The 16,861-nt window shown below is 35.1% G+C and carries 14 protein-coding genes and 2 pseudogenes; 5 read left to right on the top strand and 11 right to left on the bottom strand.

Features of this window, described 5'->3' with window-relative positions:
• Positions 1-9: 9 nt before the first annotated feature.
• From rhaM to R8749_RS00760, 3 genes are read right to left on the bottom strand one after another with little or no spacing between them, the layout of a single operon-like run.
• Complete coding sequence (gene rhaM, locus R8749_RS00770) at positions 10-327, bottom strand: L-rhamnose mutarotase (protein ID WP_317697047.1); 318 nt, start codon at positions 325-327, stop codon at positions 10-12.
• On the bottom strand, positions 324-1,787 hold the full coding sequence (gene rhaB, locus R8749_RS00765; RefSeq protein WP_317697045.1) for a rhamnulokinase: 1,464 nt from the start codon (positions 1,785-1,787) through the stop codon (positions 324-326). The genes rhaM and rhaB overlap by 4 nt, the downstream gene beginning before the upstream one ends.
• Positions 1,788-1,804: 17 nt before the next feature.
• On the bottom strand, positions 1,805-3,061 hold the full coding sequence (locus tag R8749_RS00760) for an MFS transporter (protein ID WP_317697043.1): 1,257 nt from the start codon (positions 3,059-3,061) through the stop codon (positions 1,805-1,807).
• A 208-nt stretch (positions 3,062-3,269) separates the two neighbouring features.
• Here R8749_RS00760 and R8749_RS00755 point away from each other — a divergent pair, with 208 nt between their 5' ends.
• On the top strand, positions 3,270-4,391 hold the full coding sequence (locus R8749_RS00755; RefSeq protein ID WP_317697041.1) for an NAD(P)-dependent alcohol dehydrogenase: 1,122 nt from the start codon (positions 3,270-3,272) through the stop codon (positions 4,389-4,391).
• 76 nt (positions 4,392-4,467) lie between these two features.
• On the top strand, positions 4,468-5,436 hold the full coding sequence (locus R8749_RS00750) for an AraC family transcriptional regulator (protein ID WP_317697039.1): 969 nt from the start codon (positions 4,468-4,470) through the stop codon (positions 5,434-5,436).
• A gap of 29 nt (positions 5,437-5,465) precedes the next feature.
• Here R8749_RS00750 and R8749_RS00745 read toward each other — a convergent pair whose 3' ends face one another.
• The 4 genes and pseudogenes from R8749_RS00745 to R8749_RS00730 all read right to left on the bottom strand — a co-directional run bounded on the left by R8749_RS00745 (position 5,466) and on the right by R8749_RS00730 (position 8,915).
• Entirely contained in the window at positions 5,466-6,122 is a 657-nt protein-coding gene (locus R8749_RS00745; protein ID WP_317697037.1) for an ABC transporter permease, read from the bottom strand.
• On the bottom strand, positions 6,119-7,057 hold the full coding sequence (locus R8749_RS00740; protein ID WP_317697036.1) for an osmoprotectant ABC transporter substrate-binding protein: 939 nt from the start codon (positions 7,055-7,057) through the stop codon (positions 6,119-6,121). Before R8749_RS00740 ends, R8749_RS00745 begins: the two co-directional genes overlap by 4 nt.
• Positions 7,050-7,687 (bottom strand): annotated as a pseudogene (locus tag R8749_RS00735) (ABC transporter permease). The gene R8749_RS00740 and the pseudogene R8749_RS00735 overlap by 8 nt, the downstream one beginning before the upstream one ends.
• Positions 7,680-8,915, bottom strand: coding sequence for a betaine/proline/choline family ABC transporter ATP-binding protein (locus R8749_RS00730; RefSeq protein ID WP_317697034.1), 1,236 nt, complete (start codon positions 8,913-8,915; stop codon positions 7,680-7,682). The pseudogene R8749_RS00735 and the gene R8749_RS00730 overlap by 8 nt, the downstream one beginning before the upstream one ends.
• Positions 8,916-9,236: 321 nt before the next feature.
• Here R8749_RS00730 and R8749_RS00725 point away from each other — a divergent pair, with 321 nt between their 5' ends.
• Together R8749_RS00725 and R8749_RS00720 are read left to right on the top strand one after the other, a co-directional pair.
• Positions 9,237-10,238, top strand: coding sequence for a tagatose 1,6-diphosphate aldolase (locus R8749_RS00725; protein WP_317697032.1), 1,002 nt, complete (start codon positions 9,237-9,239; stop codon positions 10,236-10,238).
• Between the two features lie 74 nt (positions 10,239-10,312).
• The gene (locus R8749_RS00720) at positions 10,313-11,203 is read left to right on the top strand and encodes an aldose 1-epimerase family protein (RefSeq protein WP_317697030.1); all 891 of its coding nucleotides are present in this window, start codon (positions 10,313-10,315) and stop codon (positions 11,201-11,203) included.
• Positions 11,204-11,321: 118 nt separating this feature from the next.
• Here R8749_RS00720 and R8749_RS00715 read toward each other — a convergent pair whose 3' ends face one another.
• The 4 genes and pseudogenes from R8749_RS00715 to arcA all read right to left on the bottom strand — a co-directional run bounded on the left by R8749_RS00715 (position 11,322) and on the right by arcA (position 16,151).
• On the bottom strand, positions 11,322-12,467 hold the full coding sequence (locus R8749_RS00715; protein WP_317697027.1) for a mannitol-1-phosphate 5-dehydrogenase: 1,146 nt from the start codon (positions 12,465-12,467) through the stop codon (positions 11,322-11,324).
• Positions 12,468-12,469: 2 nt separating this feature from the next.
• Entirely contained in the window at positions 12,470-12,922 is a 453-nt protein-coding gene (locus tag R8749_RS00710; RefSeq protein ID WP_317697024.1) for a PTS mannitol transporter subunit IIA, read from the bottom strand.
• 8 nt (positions 12,923-12,930) lie between these two features.
• Positions 12,931-14,769 carry a PTS mannitol transporter subunit IIBC gene (locus tag R8749_RS00705; protein ID WP_317697022.1) on the bottom strand — a complete coding sequence of 613 codons (1,839 nt, stop codon included), beginning with the start codon at positions 14,767-14,769 and terminating at the stop codon, positions 12,931-12,933.
• A gap of 144 nt (positions 14,770-14,913) precedes the next feature.
• A pseudogene (gene arcA / locus R8749_RS00700) lies at positions 14,914-16,151 on the bottom strand (arginine deiminase).
• A gap of 247 nt (positions 16,152-16,398) precedes the next feature.
• Here arcA and R8749_RS00695 point away from each other — a divergent pair.
• Positions 16,399-16,827, top strand: coding sequence for a MerR family transcriptional regulator (locus tag R8749_RS00695; protein WP_317697020.1), 429 nt, complete (start codon positions 16,399-16,401; stop codon positions 16,825-16,827).
• Positions 16,828-16,861 lie beyond the last annotated feature (34 nt).

Genomic DNA, 16,861 nt, shown 5'->3' with positions numbered 1-16,861 from the left:
TTTATCTCCTTAATCTAAATGAAATACTTCTTTTAAATCTATAGTTACTGGGCTTTTATCTGGATTTGTATCCATCAAAGGTTCCATATATTCCCACCATTTTTTACAAGCTGGTGTACTAGAAATTTGATCATATTTCTCTACATCATCAACTTCTAAATAGGCAAACAAATTGCCAGTCTTTTTATCTAAATAGATCGAATAATTATGAGCACCTGCTTCCTTTAATGCTTTTTTCATTTCTGGAAACAGATTATTATGGCGCCGTTCATATTCATCATATTGATCTGAATAAACGTGCATTAATTGACCCACTCTAACTGTCATTTCTTTTCCTCCTGTAAAAATTCTTGATAATTTAAAAGATATTTATGAAAATCACCTGTTTGAGGTTCAAACTTTTTAATTTCAAATGAATCTTTTATTAATCTTCGAGCAAGATAAACATTTAAAATATCGCCTTTGGTAATCATTTGAACAATTAAATTACCAATTGCTGTTGCTTCACTTGGACCTGCATATACATCAACTTGAGCCAAAGATGCTGTCAATTGATTCATCAATTTAACATTTGATCCACCGCCAACAATATTTAAAGAATCCAAGCGATATCCTAAAATATCACCTAAAATTTCTAGTTCATTAGCATAGTAAAGGGACAAATTACTATATACAGCCATTGCTATTTCACCAGGACTCTGCGGAACCTTTTGATGTGTTTCACTACAATAAAGTTTTAGCTCATTTATCATCCCATCAGCTGGATTTTTGAAACGCGGATCATTAACGTTAATAAACTGTTGAAATGGTTTTTCTTTTTCAGCTAAACTTGCTAATTCAGCAAAAGTGAAATCTTGGGGTAGCTCTTTTTGAACACTTTGAATAATCCAAAGTCCCATAATATTTTTCAAAAAGCGGTAAGTTCCATAAGCTCCCCATTCGTTTGTATAATTTTGCTGATACGCTTTCTCCCCATTCTCGGGTACGTTTAATTCGGTCCCCAGCAATGACCAAGTTCCTGAACTTAGATAAGCCCAATGCTGACCAATTCCTGGAGTCCCGATAACTGCAGAAGCAGTATCGTGAGTCGCAACTGTAACAACTTCCGTCTGAGGCAAATCAAACTCTTGATACCATTGATCTAACAAGTTGCCCAAAACTGTCCCTGCATCAGTAAGTTTTGGAAACTGTTCTTGATGAACATTAACCTTTTTTAATAAATCATGATCAAATAATCCCTCACGCAAGCTTAACATCTGAGTGGTTGAAGCATTGGTAACTTCTGTTACAGATTTGCCAGTTAAAACATAACCGATATAATCAGGAACCATCATAATTTTGTCGGTTTTAGCTAATAGGTCTTTGTCTTCTTCATACAATTGATACAAAGTGTTAAAGTCTAAAAACTGAATACCTGTTTTTTTATAAATGTACTCCTTCGGAAAATCCATTGTTAAGTTATGAATTGAATTTTCAGTTCGATTATCGCGATAAGAAATTGGGTTTTGTAATTTCTTCCCATCTTTACCAACCAAAACATAATCAACCGCCCAAGTATCAATTCCTAAAGTTATTTGAGAATAACCAGCCTGTTTAATTTTTTCTAACCCGACGAAAATTTCTTGAATTAAATTGTCTATCTGCCAGCAATCATGTTGGCCTTCTTTAACAAAACCGTTTTTAAAACGGTGCATCTCTTGTAGTTGTAATTTGTTATTACTTAATTGACCCAGAATCAACCGCCCGCTAGAAGCTCCGATATCAACAGCTACATAAGCTTGAGACATTGAACTAACCTCCTTAACTATTTTTCAGAGCGATATCGTTCTGAAATAATTTGCTCTAAAGATTTTCCACGAGTCTGAGGGGTCCAAATTGTACCGATCAACAATGAAATAACTAAAAGAATAATCATTACTGTGCCTGCAACTTTAAAGCCCAATTTACTCAAAATCATTGGAAAGATAATAGACCAAATACCTGCTGTACCGCGAACAATGAAGAACATGATTCCTTGCGTTCCAGCCCGATATTTAGTTGGAAATAGTTCGACTGCCCATAAAGCGTACCAAGCTTGCGCTCCAATTCCAGCTGACAGACCCCAAATAACAACGAAAGCCCATAGTGCTGCCCAGCCAAAACCAATGTAAGTTAATATCATCCATGAAATTACAGCCATTGCAGCTCCAATAAAGAAGAAGATTCTTTGATTGACTTTATCACCTAACATTGCAAATCCGAAGTAGCCAGAAAGTGCCGTACAACCCCACAAAACAGCTTGAAGCATATTGGCCTGCAAACTCGATAAACCACCTACTGTTTGATAAACAAAAGGCATGAAGAATCCCATTGCTCCAGCAACTAAATTCCAAAATACATAAACCCCACAAAGGAATAACAAACTTTTCATCGAAACTTTACTAGAGAACAAATCTCGATATGGATGAGGTTTGGAATTGGTCTCTTTTTCCTTTTTCTTTTGATCGACCCAATCTTGAGATTCTGGTAAATTTCTTTGTAACAGCCAAGCTATAAAAGCAATCACTGTCAAAATAGCAAATAATATTCTGCTTCCAGTTAATCCCATTGGTGCTAACAAAGTTCCAGCGATAAAGATAATTACTGGACCCATTGACCAAGAAAATTGAGAAATCCCAATATCATGTGCCCTGTTTTCATCGCTTGAAGTTTCACCAATATATGTCCATGATGCTGGCACTCCGGCACCCACTGCCATTCCAGTGATTAAAAAACCTAACAGCAGCATCGGAAAGTTGACTGAAAAAACTACAACGATCGTACCTAGCATGTATAAAAGCATGTCATAGGTATAGATCATCTTTCTACCATACTTATCTGATAAATGACCGCCAACTATTGCTCCTAATGCTGATCCAAATGCGTTTGCACTTAAAGCTCCTAGCAGTCCAACTTGAAAACCACTTAATTTAAAATGTTCCTGCCAAAGAGTCAGACCTGACGCTCCAGCGACAATTGAGCCAGAATCTAAAAAGTTCGTTAAAGATACGGCCCAGGTTGATGCATGTGATTCTTTGTCCATAAAATACACTTCCTTGAATTAATGTATAAAGAAACCGATTTCTTTTTACCCGATTATTGAATCACGATTCAGGTAGCGCTTACAATAACACAACCCCAGTTGTTGAGTAACAAAATTACATAACTTTATTTTTCGATATTGATTTATCAGACTAGAAGTAGCAAAATATCAGATGTAAACGATTACAAGATAAAAAGGAGTTAATACTATGAAAATTAAAGCAGCAGTTGTAGAAAAAGTGGGTGCAGATTTTACAATTAAAGATGATATTGATCTCCACGAGGTTGGTCCTACTGATTTACAAATTCATATCGTTGCAAGTGGAATTTGTCACTCAGATGAAGCAATTAGAAAAGGTGATGCTGATTTAGGATATCCTGTAATTCTCGGACATGAAGGTGCCGGAATTGTTGAAAAAATTGGAAGTCAAGTCACTAATTTTAAAGTTGGGGATCATGTAATTTTGTCATTTTACTCTGATGGAACATGTGACAATTGTTTAAAAGGGATTCCCACTCAATGCCGTCATTATGGCGATTATAATTTATCAGGTGTTCGAGCAGATGGCGAAGATCATTTTCAAGAAAACGGAAACCATATTTCAGATATGTTTAATCAATCATCATTTACTACAACAACAGTTGTTGATCAGCGTAATGCTGTAAAAATTGATCCCGATCTCGATTTACGCAAGGTAGGCCCTTTAGGCTGTGGTTATGTAACTGGCTCTGGAACCGTATTTAATACTCTTAAACCGAGACCAGGTGATACAATTGCAGTTTTTGGAACTGGAGCCGTTGGATTAGCATCAATGATGGCCGGTCGTATTTCAGGATGTACTAAAGTTATTGCAGTTGATATTGTTCCTAGCCGCTTAGAATTAGCAAAAGAATTAGGTGCTACGCATACAATAAATAGTAAAGAAGTAGATCCCGTAGAAAAAATCAAAGAATTAACTAACGGATACGGCGTAGATTGGACAGTTGATACAACTGGTGTGGCAAGTGTAATTACTAATTCTATTCAAGCACTAGCTCAAGGAGGCACCTGTGCAGCAATCGCTGTAACTCCGCAATTAATTCAAGTATCTACTTGGAATGATTTATGCGTTGACGATAAGAAGATTGTTGGTGTAAACATGGGAGATTCTATCCCTCAAGTCGATATTCCACGTTTATTGGAATTTTATAAATTAGGAATGTTTGACTTTGATAAAACTGAAAAGTTTTATGATTTTGAAGACATTAACCAAGCCAATGCTGATTCAATTTCAGGAAAAACTATTAAGCCGGTATTAATTATTGACAAAGATTATCAACCAACCAAATAATTAATTACAAAAAATCCTCCTGTTTTAAATAAAACAAGGAGGTTTATTTTTTAATTGGAGTGGAGGTGAACACTCATTGAATCCAAAAATTATGGAATTACTCAATCACAAAAACGATTTAGAAATTAAACAATTAGAAACTAATCAGTTTATTAATGATATGCCTCCGAACGCCTGGGATGATAAACAAGATATACCGGTTTTAAATAAAGAACATTTCTTAGGTAAACAGTCCGTTTATATTAGTAAACACAACCGTTTTGCACCCTACCCATTACACGGACAAAAATTTTTAGAAATTAATTATATGTTTGAGGGAACTTGTCAGCAAGTTGTCGATAATAATCATATTACTTTACAAAAAGGGGATATCCTTTTAATGAATATCGGGGCTAAACATTCAATTAATGCTTTAAAAGAGTGCGATATTTTAATTAATATTTTATTTACTAATAAAAATATTACTTTTAAATTACTCAACGATATCCATATGAACAATAGTCTTTCATTTAAATTTTTAGCAAATATTTCACTCGATCAACCCTTACCGCAAAATTACATTATTTTTCCAAAAAATAATAATTCTGACATTAAAAGCACTATTGACCAAATGATTGAAGAGTATTTTCTAAAAAAGACATACTCAAATTCTGTTGTCGAATCTTATCTGAACATTTTATTAATTAAGATTATCCGCCATCATCCAATGCCTACAAAAAACATAACTAACGAAAAACAACAATTAACTTTTAATTTACTAGAGGACATTGCTCAAAACTATAAATCAATTACCCTCCCTAATTTAGCAAAGAAATATGGATACAACAAAAACTATCTAAGTAATTTGATCACTAAAATGACGGGGCAAAATTTCTCTAGTTTAAAAACTCAACAACGAATTATTAAAGCAAATGAATTATTAACCTCAACAACTTTACCAATTAATACAATTATGGAAACGGTTGGTATTACCAATAAAAGTTTCTTTTATAAAAAATACAAAGACTACTATAATAAATTACCTGGAGATAGAAACATTATTTAAAAAAAGATCCCGTTGTAAGGGATCTTTTTTTAGTGACTGATGTGGGCTGCAAATCTTTTTTCAAGAAATCCTAAAACCAAATCGGAAATAATTGCCATTAAAGCAGTTGGTAATGCTCCGGCGAGAATAATTGCCCCACCATTCGTAGCATTAGTTCCGCGGATAATAATATCTCCGAGACCCCCTGCTCCAACGAATGAGCCAATCGCTGTGACCCCAATTGCGAGAACTAATGCACTTCTCAGTCCTGCCATAATAACAGAAATCGAAAGTGGCAGTTCAATCATGGTTAACCGCTGCATTTTGGTCATTCCCATCCCTTTTCCTGCATCTAGAAGATCGGGATTAACATTTCTCATGCCAGTATCAGTATTTTTAATGATGGGTAGCAAAGAATAAAGAAAGACCGTAACAATTACCGTATTAACCCCGAGACCCATGCCTAACATCATAATAGACACTAAAGCAAGCGAAGGAATGGTTTGAATCACATTAGCTATTCCGACAACCCACTTACCAAGCACTCCATGACGAGAAATATAAATTCCAATGGGAATTCCAACAATTGCTGCCAGAACTACACCATAAATTGAAATCAAGAAATGACGGCTAAATTCTCCAAGAATGTACTGCCCATTGTGAGTAAAGTAATAAATTAATTGCTGCCAAACGTTCATGTCTTTCATTTATCACTTACCTCCTTGAAATAATTATGTTTCTCTAAAAATTGCTTTGCCACTACTGCTGGTTCTAACAAATCGTTATCAACTTGATAATTAAGTTTTTGCATTGTCTTAAGGCTAATCTGTCCATTTAATCTATTCAAAATGGATTTTAGCTTCGGATATTTTTTTAAAGCTTGATCATTAACTACTACACTTGCGGCATAAGGAGGAAAGAAATGTTTATCATCATTTAAAAGAGCTAAATGATAACTAGCGATCCGTCCATCAGTTGAATATCCCAATACTGCATCCATTTTGCCGGCTTCAAGGGCATCGTATACTAATCCAATCTGCATTGGGTAGACTTTTCCAAATCCAAAACCATAGGTATTTTTAAATGCACTATACCCATCTCCTCGACGATTAGCCCATATCTGATCGATCCCTACTCGCATTTCACTTGCAACACGCTTCATATCAGAAACGTTATGGAGATTATTCTTCTTAGCGTAGCTAGAAGTTACCATAAATTGATAAGTATCAGCAAAACCCAAAGTGGGAAAATAGGTCATCTTGTATTGTTTCTTAAAGTCGTGTTTAACCTCATTATTGACTTTTGTTGGATTAGTTTCTCCGGTCAAGTTTAATACTGTCTGGTAATCTGTTCCAGTATAACGAACCGCCGTTAAATCCGTATCTCCTCTTTTTTGAGCTTCAAAACTAACATTCCCTGAACCCAAGTTATTAATAATTGTCGTATTATAATCAGAGTAATGCTGAATCATTTGTTCAATCACGTTAGCCATCACTTGATGTTCAGTTGTATTTTGTGATCCAATTTTGACCGTATTATTTCCAGTACCGCTTAATCCAGGCCAAGAACAACCAGTCAAAACTAGCACTAAAACAAAACTATATACAATTACAATAGCTTTTTTCAAAAAGTGTTTATTCATTTTCTGCCTCCGTAGTTCTTGGAGTAACCTTTTCTTCAATTTTGCCTAAAAGCCAATCAACTACTAAAGCAAGAATGATTGCCGGAATTGAGCCACCTAAAATCAAGTCGCTGCGGTAGAGATTTAACCCGTTAAAAATCATATCTCCAAGGCCCCGGCTCCAATATATGATGCTAAAGCAGTCCAAGCAATTACATACGTTCCTGAAAGCCTTATCCCTGACATAATAACCCCAGCTGCTTGGGGAAGTTCGACATTCCAAATTGACTGCCAATTATTCATTCCCATTCCTTTAGCAACGTCAAGCAGGTTCGGATCCACTCCCGTCAATCCAATGTATGTATTTCTAAGAATTGGCATCAACGAATAAATAAATAACGCAACAATTGCCGGGGTCATTCCAATTCCAAAAAGCGGAATCATCATTGCCAAAAGCGCCATTGCCGGAATTGTCTGCAAAACACTAGTCAAACTAATTACTAAACCCGCAATTTTTTTAGCTCTCGTCAAAAGAATTCCTAAAGGAACCGCTACTATGATGCCTAATCCTAACGAAATAGCTGAAATATAAAGATGCTGCAGAATTTCTTGAAATAACTGACCGCCATATTCAGATAAAAACTCAACCATTTTTCACTGCTTCCTCTTTTGCCTCTTTAGGGGCACTAGCATCATGGTGAGGACTCGTTACCCCAATTTGGGAGGTATTAGTTTTATCGCTTGTTTCGTCATTTTCGTTTCCGCTCCAAAGCGCATCATATACCATATCTACTAAAGATGCTCGAGTAACAATTCCCGTTAAAACGCCGTCATCATCAACAACTGGAACGTTTCGGTAACCTCTTTTTAAGATTCGATCAACAGTATCTGAAATAACAGAGTCTTTTCGAACATAAAAAGCATTCTTATTCATGATATCGCTAACGCGATCTTTCTTATTATATTGACTATTAATTGTTTCTAAATCAAGGTATCCTTGCAGAACTCCTCTACCGTCTGTAACTAAAAGTGTATCAACTCTAGTTTTATGCATGAGGCTGAGGGCTTCTCGAAGACTAGCGCTATCCTTTATTGAAATTGCCTTCTTAGAAATTTGACCAACAGTCGTAACTGTCGGTCTCGCTTGAATTAATCGTTCCTCGCCAATTAGATCGGCTACAAATTTATTTGCCGGATGGCGAAGAATATTATCTGGTGTATCGACTTGCACTTGATCACCATAGGACATAACAACAATTCTATTTGATAGTTTTAGTGCTTCATCCATATCATGAGTAACAAAAATAAAGGTTTTCCCCAAACGTTGCTGAAGATCTTTAACCAAATCCTGCAATGCTTCACGGGTGATCGGATCCAAAGCGCCAAATGGTTCATCCATTAAAATAAGTTCTTGATCAGCAGCTAAGGCTCGAACAACCCCAATTCTTTGCTGCTGTCCGCCAGATAGTTCTCCTGGATAACGTTGTAAAAATTCTTCTGGCAGTTCGGCCATCTTGATCATTTCAACCGCTCTTTTATCCATTTGAGTCTGATTCCACTTAAGCATCTTGGGAACAAGTAAAATATTTTCTTTAATCGTCATATGAGGAAGCAATCCAATATTTTGGATCACATATCCAATTTGACGCCGCAATTTTACTGGATCCATTTTTGTGATATCTTGACCATTAATTTTAATCGTACCTGAACTTGGAACATTCATTCGATTAATCATTCTCATCGTTGTTGTCTTACCAGAGCCGGATGTTCCGATAAAACAAATAAACTCACCCTTATCCACATTAAGATTAAAATCATTAACCGCCACTTTATCTCCATAGACTTTACGAATATGAGACATTTCTAAAAAAGTCGTCATTGACACTTCCTTCCAAAAACTATCACTATCACAATTATACATTTAAAATATTTTCATACATAAATGTGCTGTTTATTATTCTTCTCAACTTCATAGTGTAACATTTAAGCCAAAAAGTTCATAAATTATGAAAAAAATCATTTTTCAAAAAAACATTTATAAACTTTGAATTACTTCTAAAGCATCAATTATTAATTAAAAGTTTAAATTTTTAATGAATCCGCTTACTATAACTAGTTTTTTCTACCTTTTTGTAAAATAACTGGTATGATAGATACGGAAATATTTATTAATGGAAAGTCCTGAGGAGGTATTTTTTAAATGTCTGTAAAACTTACAGCAGATCAGATTAAACATCTTAAAAATTTATCAGATAGCAATAATGTTATCTCAGCTTTAGCTATTGACCAGCGTGGATCCTTACAAAAGATGCTCGCAGCAGCAGCTAACAAACCAGCAGATGAAACAACAATTGTTGATTTCAAAAAAGCTGTTTCAGCTGAATTAACTAAATATGCAAGCGCAATTTTGTTAGATCCAGAGTATGGTTTACCAGCAAGTAAAGTTCGTTCTAGTGATTCTGGTTTATTATTATCTTATGAGAAGACTGGTTATGATGCTACTGAACCAGGACGTTTCCCTGACTTAATTGATGATCAAAGTGCCCTTAGAATTAAAGAAGAAGGCGGCGATGCTGTTAAATTCTTACTTTACTATGATGTTGATGAACCAGATTCAATCAATGATCGTAAGAAAGCTTTTGTAGAACGCGTTGGTGCTGAAGCTAAAGAAAATGGTCTACCATTATTCTTTGAAATCGTAACTTATGATGGCAAGAATGATTCAGCATCTGAGGCAGAATTCGCTAAAGTTAAGCCTCACAAAGTTATCGAAGCTACTCGTGAATTCAGCAAACCTCGCTACAACATTTCTGTTTTAAAACTTGAAGTTCCTGTTAACCAGAAATTTGTAGAAGGATTCAATGGTGACAACGAAGTTGTTTACTCACAAGACGAAGCTAAGAAATACTATAAGGAACAATCAGATGCAACAGATTTACCATTTATCTTCCTTTCAGCAGGTGTTACTAACGAATTATTCTTAAAAGAATTACAATTCGCTAAGGAAGCTGGCTCTGAATTTAATGGTGTTCTTTGTGGCCGTGCAACATGGAAACCAGGAATCGAACCATTTGCTAAAGATGGCGAAGCTGCTGGTCAAAAATGGTTAGAAACTGAAGGTAAAGCTAACATTGACAGCTTAAACAAAGTTTTAGCTGAAACAGCTACTCCATGGACTAACCGAGTTGAACAAGCTGACTAATTAAAATAACTATTTAATTTAAAAGTTGATCCTTTAGGGATCAGCTTTTATTTTTTAGAATTAGGAGTTTAATAATGATTACCATTGAAAATAAAAACTTTCGCGTCAAGATTAGTGAACTGGGGGCCGAAGTACAATCAGTCCAAAATAAAAGCGCTGACAACTATGAATATATCTGGACTGATAAGAATAAAGAATATTGGCAGCGTCATTTCCCAATTCTCTTTCCAGCAATCGGCAGATCTAATGACAACAAATATAAATTAAAAGACCAAGTGTATCCAATGATGCAGCATGGGTTTGCCAGAGACAACACTTGGGATGTATTAGATAAACAAGATAGTGAAGTTACTCTTGTCTTAAATGAAAATGAATCATCTTTAAAAATCTATCCTTTTAAATTTACCTTATCTGTTACTTATAAATTAAATGATTATGGCCTATTAGTTCAAAGTAATGTTACTAATAACGATGAAAAAGAAATGCCTTTTGCGCTAGGTTTTCATCCGGCCTTCAATGTTGTTGAACGAGATGATGGAAGTTTCGATGATTACGAAATGACAGTTGATCCTTTAAACGGCAATTTAAGAAAATTTGGTACCGGCCCTGTCCCTTTCCGTAATGGAAAAATTGAAGATCTAAAAGGAGTTAAAGGTAATCTAATCCCTCTTACTCATGAACTTTTAGATGATGGATTAGTACTGATCGATAATACGGAAATTAAGAAAGCTGAAATGAAGTCTTCGAATCATCCGCGAAGTGTAACTGTAGATTTGGGCAACTTTCCATATATGAATTTATGGAGCCCCGAACATCAAAAGGCCCCATTTATCTGTATTGAACCTTTCGCAGGTCTTCCGGACATCGCATCTAATGACCCGATTGATTGGTATCAAAAGGATGGAAATACAATCTTAAAATCAAATGAAAGCAAAGAATTGTACTTTCAAATTGATTTTAAATAAAAACAATATTTGACTATATTTCATACCAGAAATCACATTTATATGTGATTTTTTTTCGTTAAAAAAATATCCTTAAAGCTGTCTCAACTTTAAGGATACTAAAACAAAATTTTTAATACTACTTAGAGTACTTCTCGTAAGATTTTCTTATCTTGTCAACAAGATCTCCTGACGAAAGTCCAGTCAATTTTTCAATTGTGGCATTTAAATCATGAGCATTATCTAACTCTTTACGTAATTCAACCGCCTCTTCATCACTTGGTTCACTATAATGCAAAAGCATCCCAACTGTATCAATCAAGTGTTCATTCGGTAAATCAAATTTATCAGTTTCTCTAATTGGTCGAATAAATCTTTCGTTATAACCTAATTTTCTAATTGGAGTTCGAGCGATTCTAGAAATGGCATCAGAAAGATCAGGATTCATAAATCTCCCAACAACTTCATCTTGATAACTTTCTAGTTCTGATCCATCAAACTTCCATTTCTTAATCAAAAGTCCGCCGGTTTCAGCAAGAACCGCATGGAGCTGGGCTAAAACTTTCTCATCAGAGATCGCTGTCTTAATATCTTGATAACCTAAATAATGTCCCATATAAGCAATTGTTGCATGCCCAGTGTTAACTGTGAATAGTTTTCTTTCTATATATGGCTCCAAATCTGGTACATAATGAACTCCCTCTAATTTAAGATCAGAGTTTTTCATTTGAGAAGCATCAACGACCCATTCATGGAATGGTTCAACAGTTACCATCAAAAGATCATCGTGATTTTGAGCAGGTACAATTCGATCAACAGCTGCGTTAGGGAACCCGACATATTGGTCGGCATCACCTTGATTTTTTAAGGATTTATAAACATCATCTTTTAAAGACTGAGAAGCACCAATCATATTTTCACAAGCAATAACATCGATTGGATTTTTGTTTGTTTTGAGTCTTTCATCTAACCCCTGTGCGATTAACGGTGCAATAATTGGTAAGATTTTTGGCCCAATTGCTGTTGTTATTACATCTGCTTCAACAATAGTATCAATTACTTTCTGCGGGTCTTTAGCGTTATTAATTCCAGAAACATTTTCAACCACAACATGTTTATGAGATTCATCAGCCAATTCAATTTCATAAGATTTACGTGAACTTAATGCATCTATTAGACTATCATTTACATCTACAAAATTAATTGAAAAATTGTTTTCTGAAAGAATTTCGCCAACAAAACCTCTTCCAATATTTCCAGCTCCAAAATGAACAGCTTTTTTCAAAATTATTCTACTCCCTTTAACATTTCTACAATTTCCTTTTTACTTTGAGCATCTGCTAGTTTAACAACATTATTAAGATCACTACAAAATATCGCAATCTTTTGAAGCAATTCCAAATGTTCGTCGTTCAACCCGGCAATTCCAAAAACAACAGTTACTACTTTTTCGACACTGCTATCATCACTAAAATCAACTCCAAAAGGTAACTGTACAATCGAAATTCCTGTTTTTTTAATATACTGCTTTCCATCTTCGGTTCCATGAGGAATTGCAATAAAATTTCCCATATAAACCGAAACGTCTTTATTTCTTTCAAGCATTGAATCCACATAAGGTGCTTCAACGTAATCATTTTTTACCAAAAGATCTCCGGCCATCCTGATTGCTTGTTCTTTGGTCGCAGCATGCTGATCCAAAAGAATTAAATTTTCATCAATATTTAAACTTGAACTCATGTTATCTCCTACTGTAACTTTTCAACTAAATCATCATAAACATTAGTATTGATTAAATCATCTACTGCTAAGATCTGAATATTAGAGTAGCGTGACTTCACATTTGATAAAGCTGTCTTAGTAACAATAGCAAGATTAGAATCGACATCATCAATATCCTGAATTGCTACAGAAACAACACCAGTTTTCTTATCAGCAGCATTTAGCTTATCTTTCAATAAAGATCTAGCCATTGTAGATGTACCAACATGTTGATCGTGACGAATAAAGATGACTTGTTTAATTTTATCCGGCTTAATAGTGGATAAATCTTCAACCTCAGCATTTACTTGAGGCTCAACTTTTTGAACCTTCGAATTATCTGGTTCTACTTGATCTCTAAGTTTGAGATTCATAATTATTTCTTCATACTTAGGACTGTTTAAAAAGTTGTCAACTGCGATTCTTAAAGCATGAGGAGCTTTTTCAGCTGCTCTCTCTGCTAACTCATTTTGTGTTACTACTAATAATCCTGGCTCATCTTTTAATTTACTAATTGCAACATTAGTAACTGATAGATTTAATCCTGCTTTTTTAACTTTGTCTCTTAAAAGAGAAGCCCCCATTGCAGAAGATCCCATTCCAGCATCACAGGCAAAAATAATTTTATCAACATCTTTATATTCTCCTGGCTCAACTGCATCTTCAGAAATTTCATCATTAGTAGTGCCCTGATTCTTCATCTGATTCATTGCAGCAGAAGCAGATGTTAAATCTTGCGTAACTGATTTATCCCTTTTTAGAATGACAGCCGAAATCAAAAATGACACAAGTGTCGCCAAAGTTACACCAATAACAATTCCAATATAATTAGCTGGACTCTTGGTAGACATCATAAAGATTGAAATAATGGAACCAGGTGAAGGCGGTGCCTGCAAGCCGACATGTAAAAGACTAAACGTTAAAGTACCTGTAACTCCTCCCGCAATTGTTGCAAGAATTAAAATGGGTTTCATTAAAATATATGGGAAATAAATTTCATGAATTCCCCCTAAGAAGTGAATGATGATTGCTGAAGGAGCACTCGCTTTAGCCTCTCCTTTACCAAATAACGCATAGGCAAGTAAGATTCCTAAGCCTGGACCAGGATCAGGTTCTAACAGAAATAAAATTGACTTTCCAGCTGCACCTGATGCTTGTTGAATTCCAATCGGCGTCATAATACCCTGATTAATCGCATTATTTAAAAATAAAACTTTCGCAGGTTCAATAATAATATTCATTAACGGAATTAAATTTCGATTAATTAACCAATCAATTCCATCCTTTAAAACGTTAGTAATGGCATTCATTACCGGGGCAATCGCATAAAACCCCAATATTGCTAAAATCATCCCGATAATACCAATTGAAAAGTTGTTTACCAACATTTCAAATCCGCTTTTAATTTTGCCATCAACTAAATTATCGAATTTTTTAATACACCATCCGGCAAACGGACCCATTACCATGGCTCCGATAAACATTGGAGTTGCATTATCTAAAGCACCATTGGCTGCAACCCCGCCCCCAATGATTAATCCCATGGTAGCGATTATCGCAGTAACCGCTCCCCGTGTATCATCAACTAACTGACCTCCGGTATATGATAAAAGCATCGGCAAAAGATAAACTTTCATTGGCCCGATTAATGATGCTATTTTCTCATTAGGAAACCATCCTTTAGGATACAAAAAAATAGCAGTAATCAATCCCCAAGCAATAAATGCCCCAATATTAGGCATTACCATGCTAGAGAGAAAACTACCAAAATTTTGTACTTTCACACGAAGCGTCTTCTGAGAACTTTTTGTCGCTGAATTTTCCAAAATTTCTCTCCTATTCTAAGAAATAAAATACGATTTAATTATAATGCTTCCGCTTACAAAGGAAAAGAACTATTAATTGTTAGTTTTTATTTTGATAGGACGCAATTATTCAGGATCCCTTTGAACCGCCTTTTTTTAAAATTATCAACAAATATCTTCTCGTACTATTGGACAGCTCATACAACGAGGTCCCCCACGGCCCCGAGATAATTCACCTGACTTAATTTCTAAAACTTTGAGTCCGTGTTCTCTTAACAGTTCGTTAGAGACATAATTGCGATCATACGTTACTACTATTCCTGGGGCAATTGCTAGAGTATTAGATCCATCGTTCCACTGTTCACGGCCAGCAACAATTGGGTCTCCATTACCTGTTGGTATAAGATCAAGTTCACTTAACTCAAGCTCTAATTTCAATACTTTTTGTAAGTCATCTTCGTGCCTGATCTGAATCTGATCATCTGACTTTCCAGGAGTCAGCGTCCACGTATCAATTTTCCCGTTACTGTCTAAAATTCCCGGATGAATTGTAAATTGATCATAATTAATCATTGTAAATACTGTATCGAGATGCATCATTGCGTGATTGTGAGGAATTTTAACCGCAATCACCGTGTCATATTGTCCGGCAGCAAACAAGCTTTTAGAAATATCTTCAATTGCCGCTGCTGATGTTCTTTGGGAAAGTCCGATTGCCATTATGTGATTATTTAATACCAATTCATCCCCACCTTCAATGCGCGTATTGTGGTTGCGATCACGCCAAATAGGAATCCCTTTATTAGAAAACCGGGGTGATATTTCATAATTATTTCATTAAATAAAGATTCCCGTTGACGAGCAGGATAAGCCATATGATTAATACTTACCCCATTACCAATACAAGCTGAGGTATCCCGCGTAAAGTATAAACTTGGCATTGGATCTAAATAAAATTCGTAATCTGGATCTTCAGACAAACTTGCTAAATCACGAGGATTAAAGTCGAGTTCATTTTTTCTAACTCCACTCATAATCTTATTAACCATCTTAGCTGTCGACATCTGGTAAAGATATTCTTTTAATGCATCATGAGTAGTACCTATAGAGTAGCCAGACTCTTTTAACATTTCTTCAAGAAAATAATTTTTTGCCTCATTACCTCCTGCATCTAAGGCTTCTGCTGAGAGATTCTCGAGATATAAAACTTCAACCCCGTTTTTTTCTAATTTTTGAGCAAACATATCGTGTTCTTTTTGAGCATTTTGTAGGTATGGAATATCGTCAAATAATAATCGTTTTAACATTTCGGGCGTGAAATTTTCTAGTTCCTGCCCCGGCCGTTTCAACATTACTGTTTTCAACTTACCGATTTCAGAATAATTATGTATTGGCTCTGTCATTTAAAAGCCTCCGTTGTTTAAATTTTACCTATCTATATTAAAACCGCTTTTGTCATTACTAGCAATCATTTAAAACTAATATTTGTTAAATGGGCGAAAAATCGCATCTTAATTTTTGTATTCAAATAGAAAAATATATAAAATTGTTTTCTATTTTTAAACTTGTGGTATGATATGAAATATAATTTTTTTATCACATAATATGATAAAGAAAATAGATAATGTAATAACTATATGGGGGAGGTAGATGGATCAATTAGTCAACACTATTAAAAGCCTAGATCTTTCAATTGGCATTGGAGAAGCAATCCGAATTACCGGAGCAAGCGGTGCACAGCTTCGCTACTGGGAAAAAAAAGGACTTGTTCATCCTGTTCAACATCAAGATGGAGGAAACAAGAGATATAACCTTAACAATTTGATGCGGGTAATTTTGATTAAATACTACATTGACAGTGGCTATACTCTTGCCAAAGCCAGCGAGGTGATTGAATCCCGCTGTAATGACGGAACCACGATTAGAACATTTATTATGCAGCGGCTAAGTGATATTCAAAATGAAGGAGAGTTAGTTAAATTATTTTTCGGAAAATTTGACAATGATCCTAATTATGAATTAGTTGCTGAAGTTCAAGGCAAAAGCGTCAAACTTTTACGACAAAAAATAAAAAAATAACAACTTTAAGAGAAATGAAAGATCACTAGTAGTA

This window comes from Xylocopilactobacillus apis, assembly GCF_033095965.1.
In the GTDB taxonomy this organism is placed as follows: Bacteria; Bacillota; Bacilli; order Lactobacillales; family Lactobacillaceae; genus Xylocopilactobacillus; species Xylocopilactobacillus apis.
This window is presented reverse-complemented; position numbering and strand designations above follow the sequence as displayed.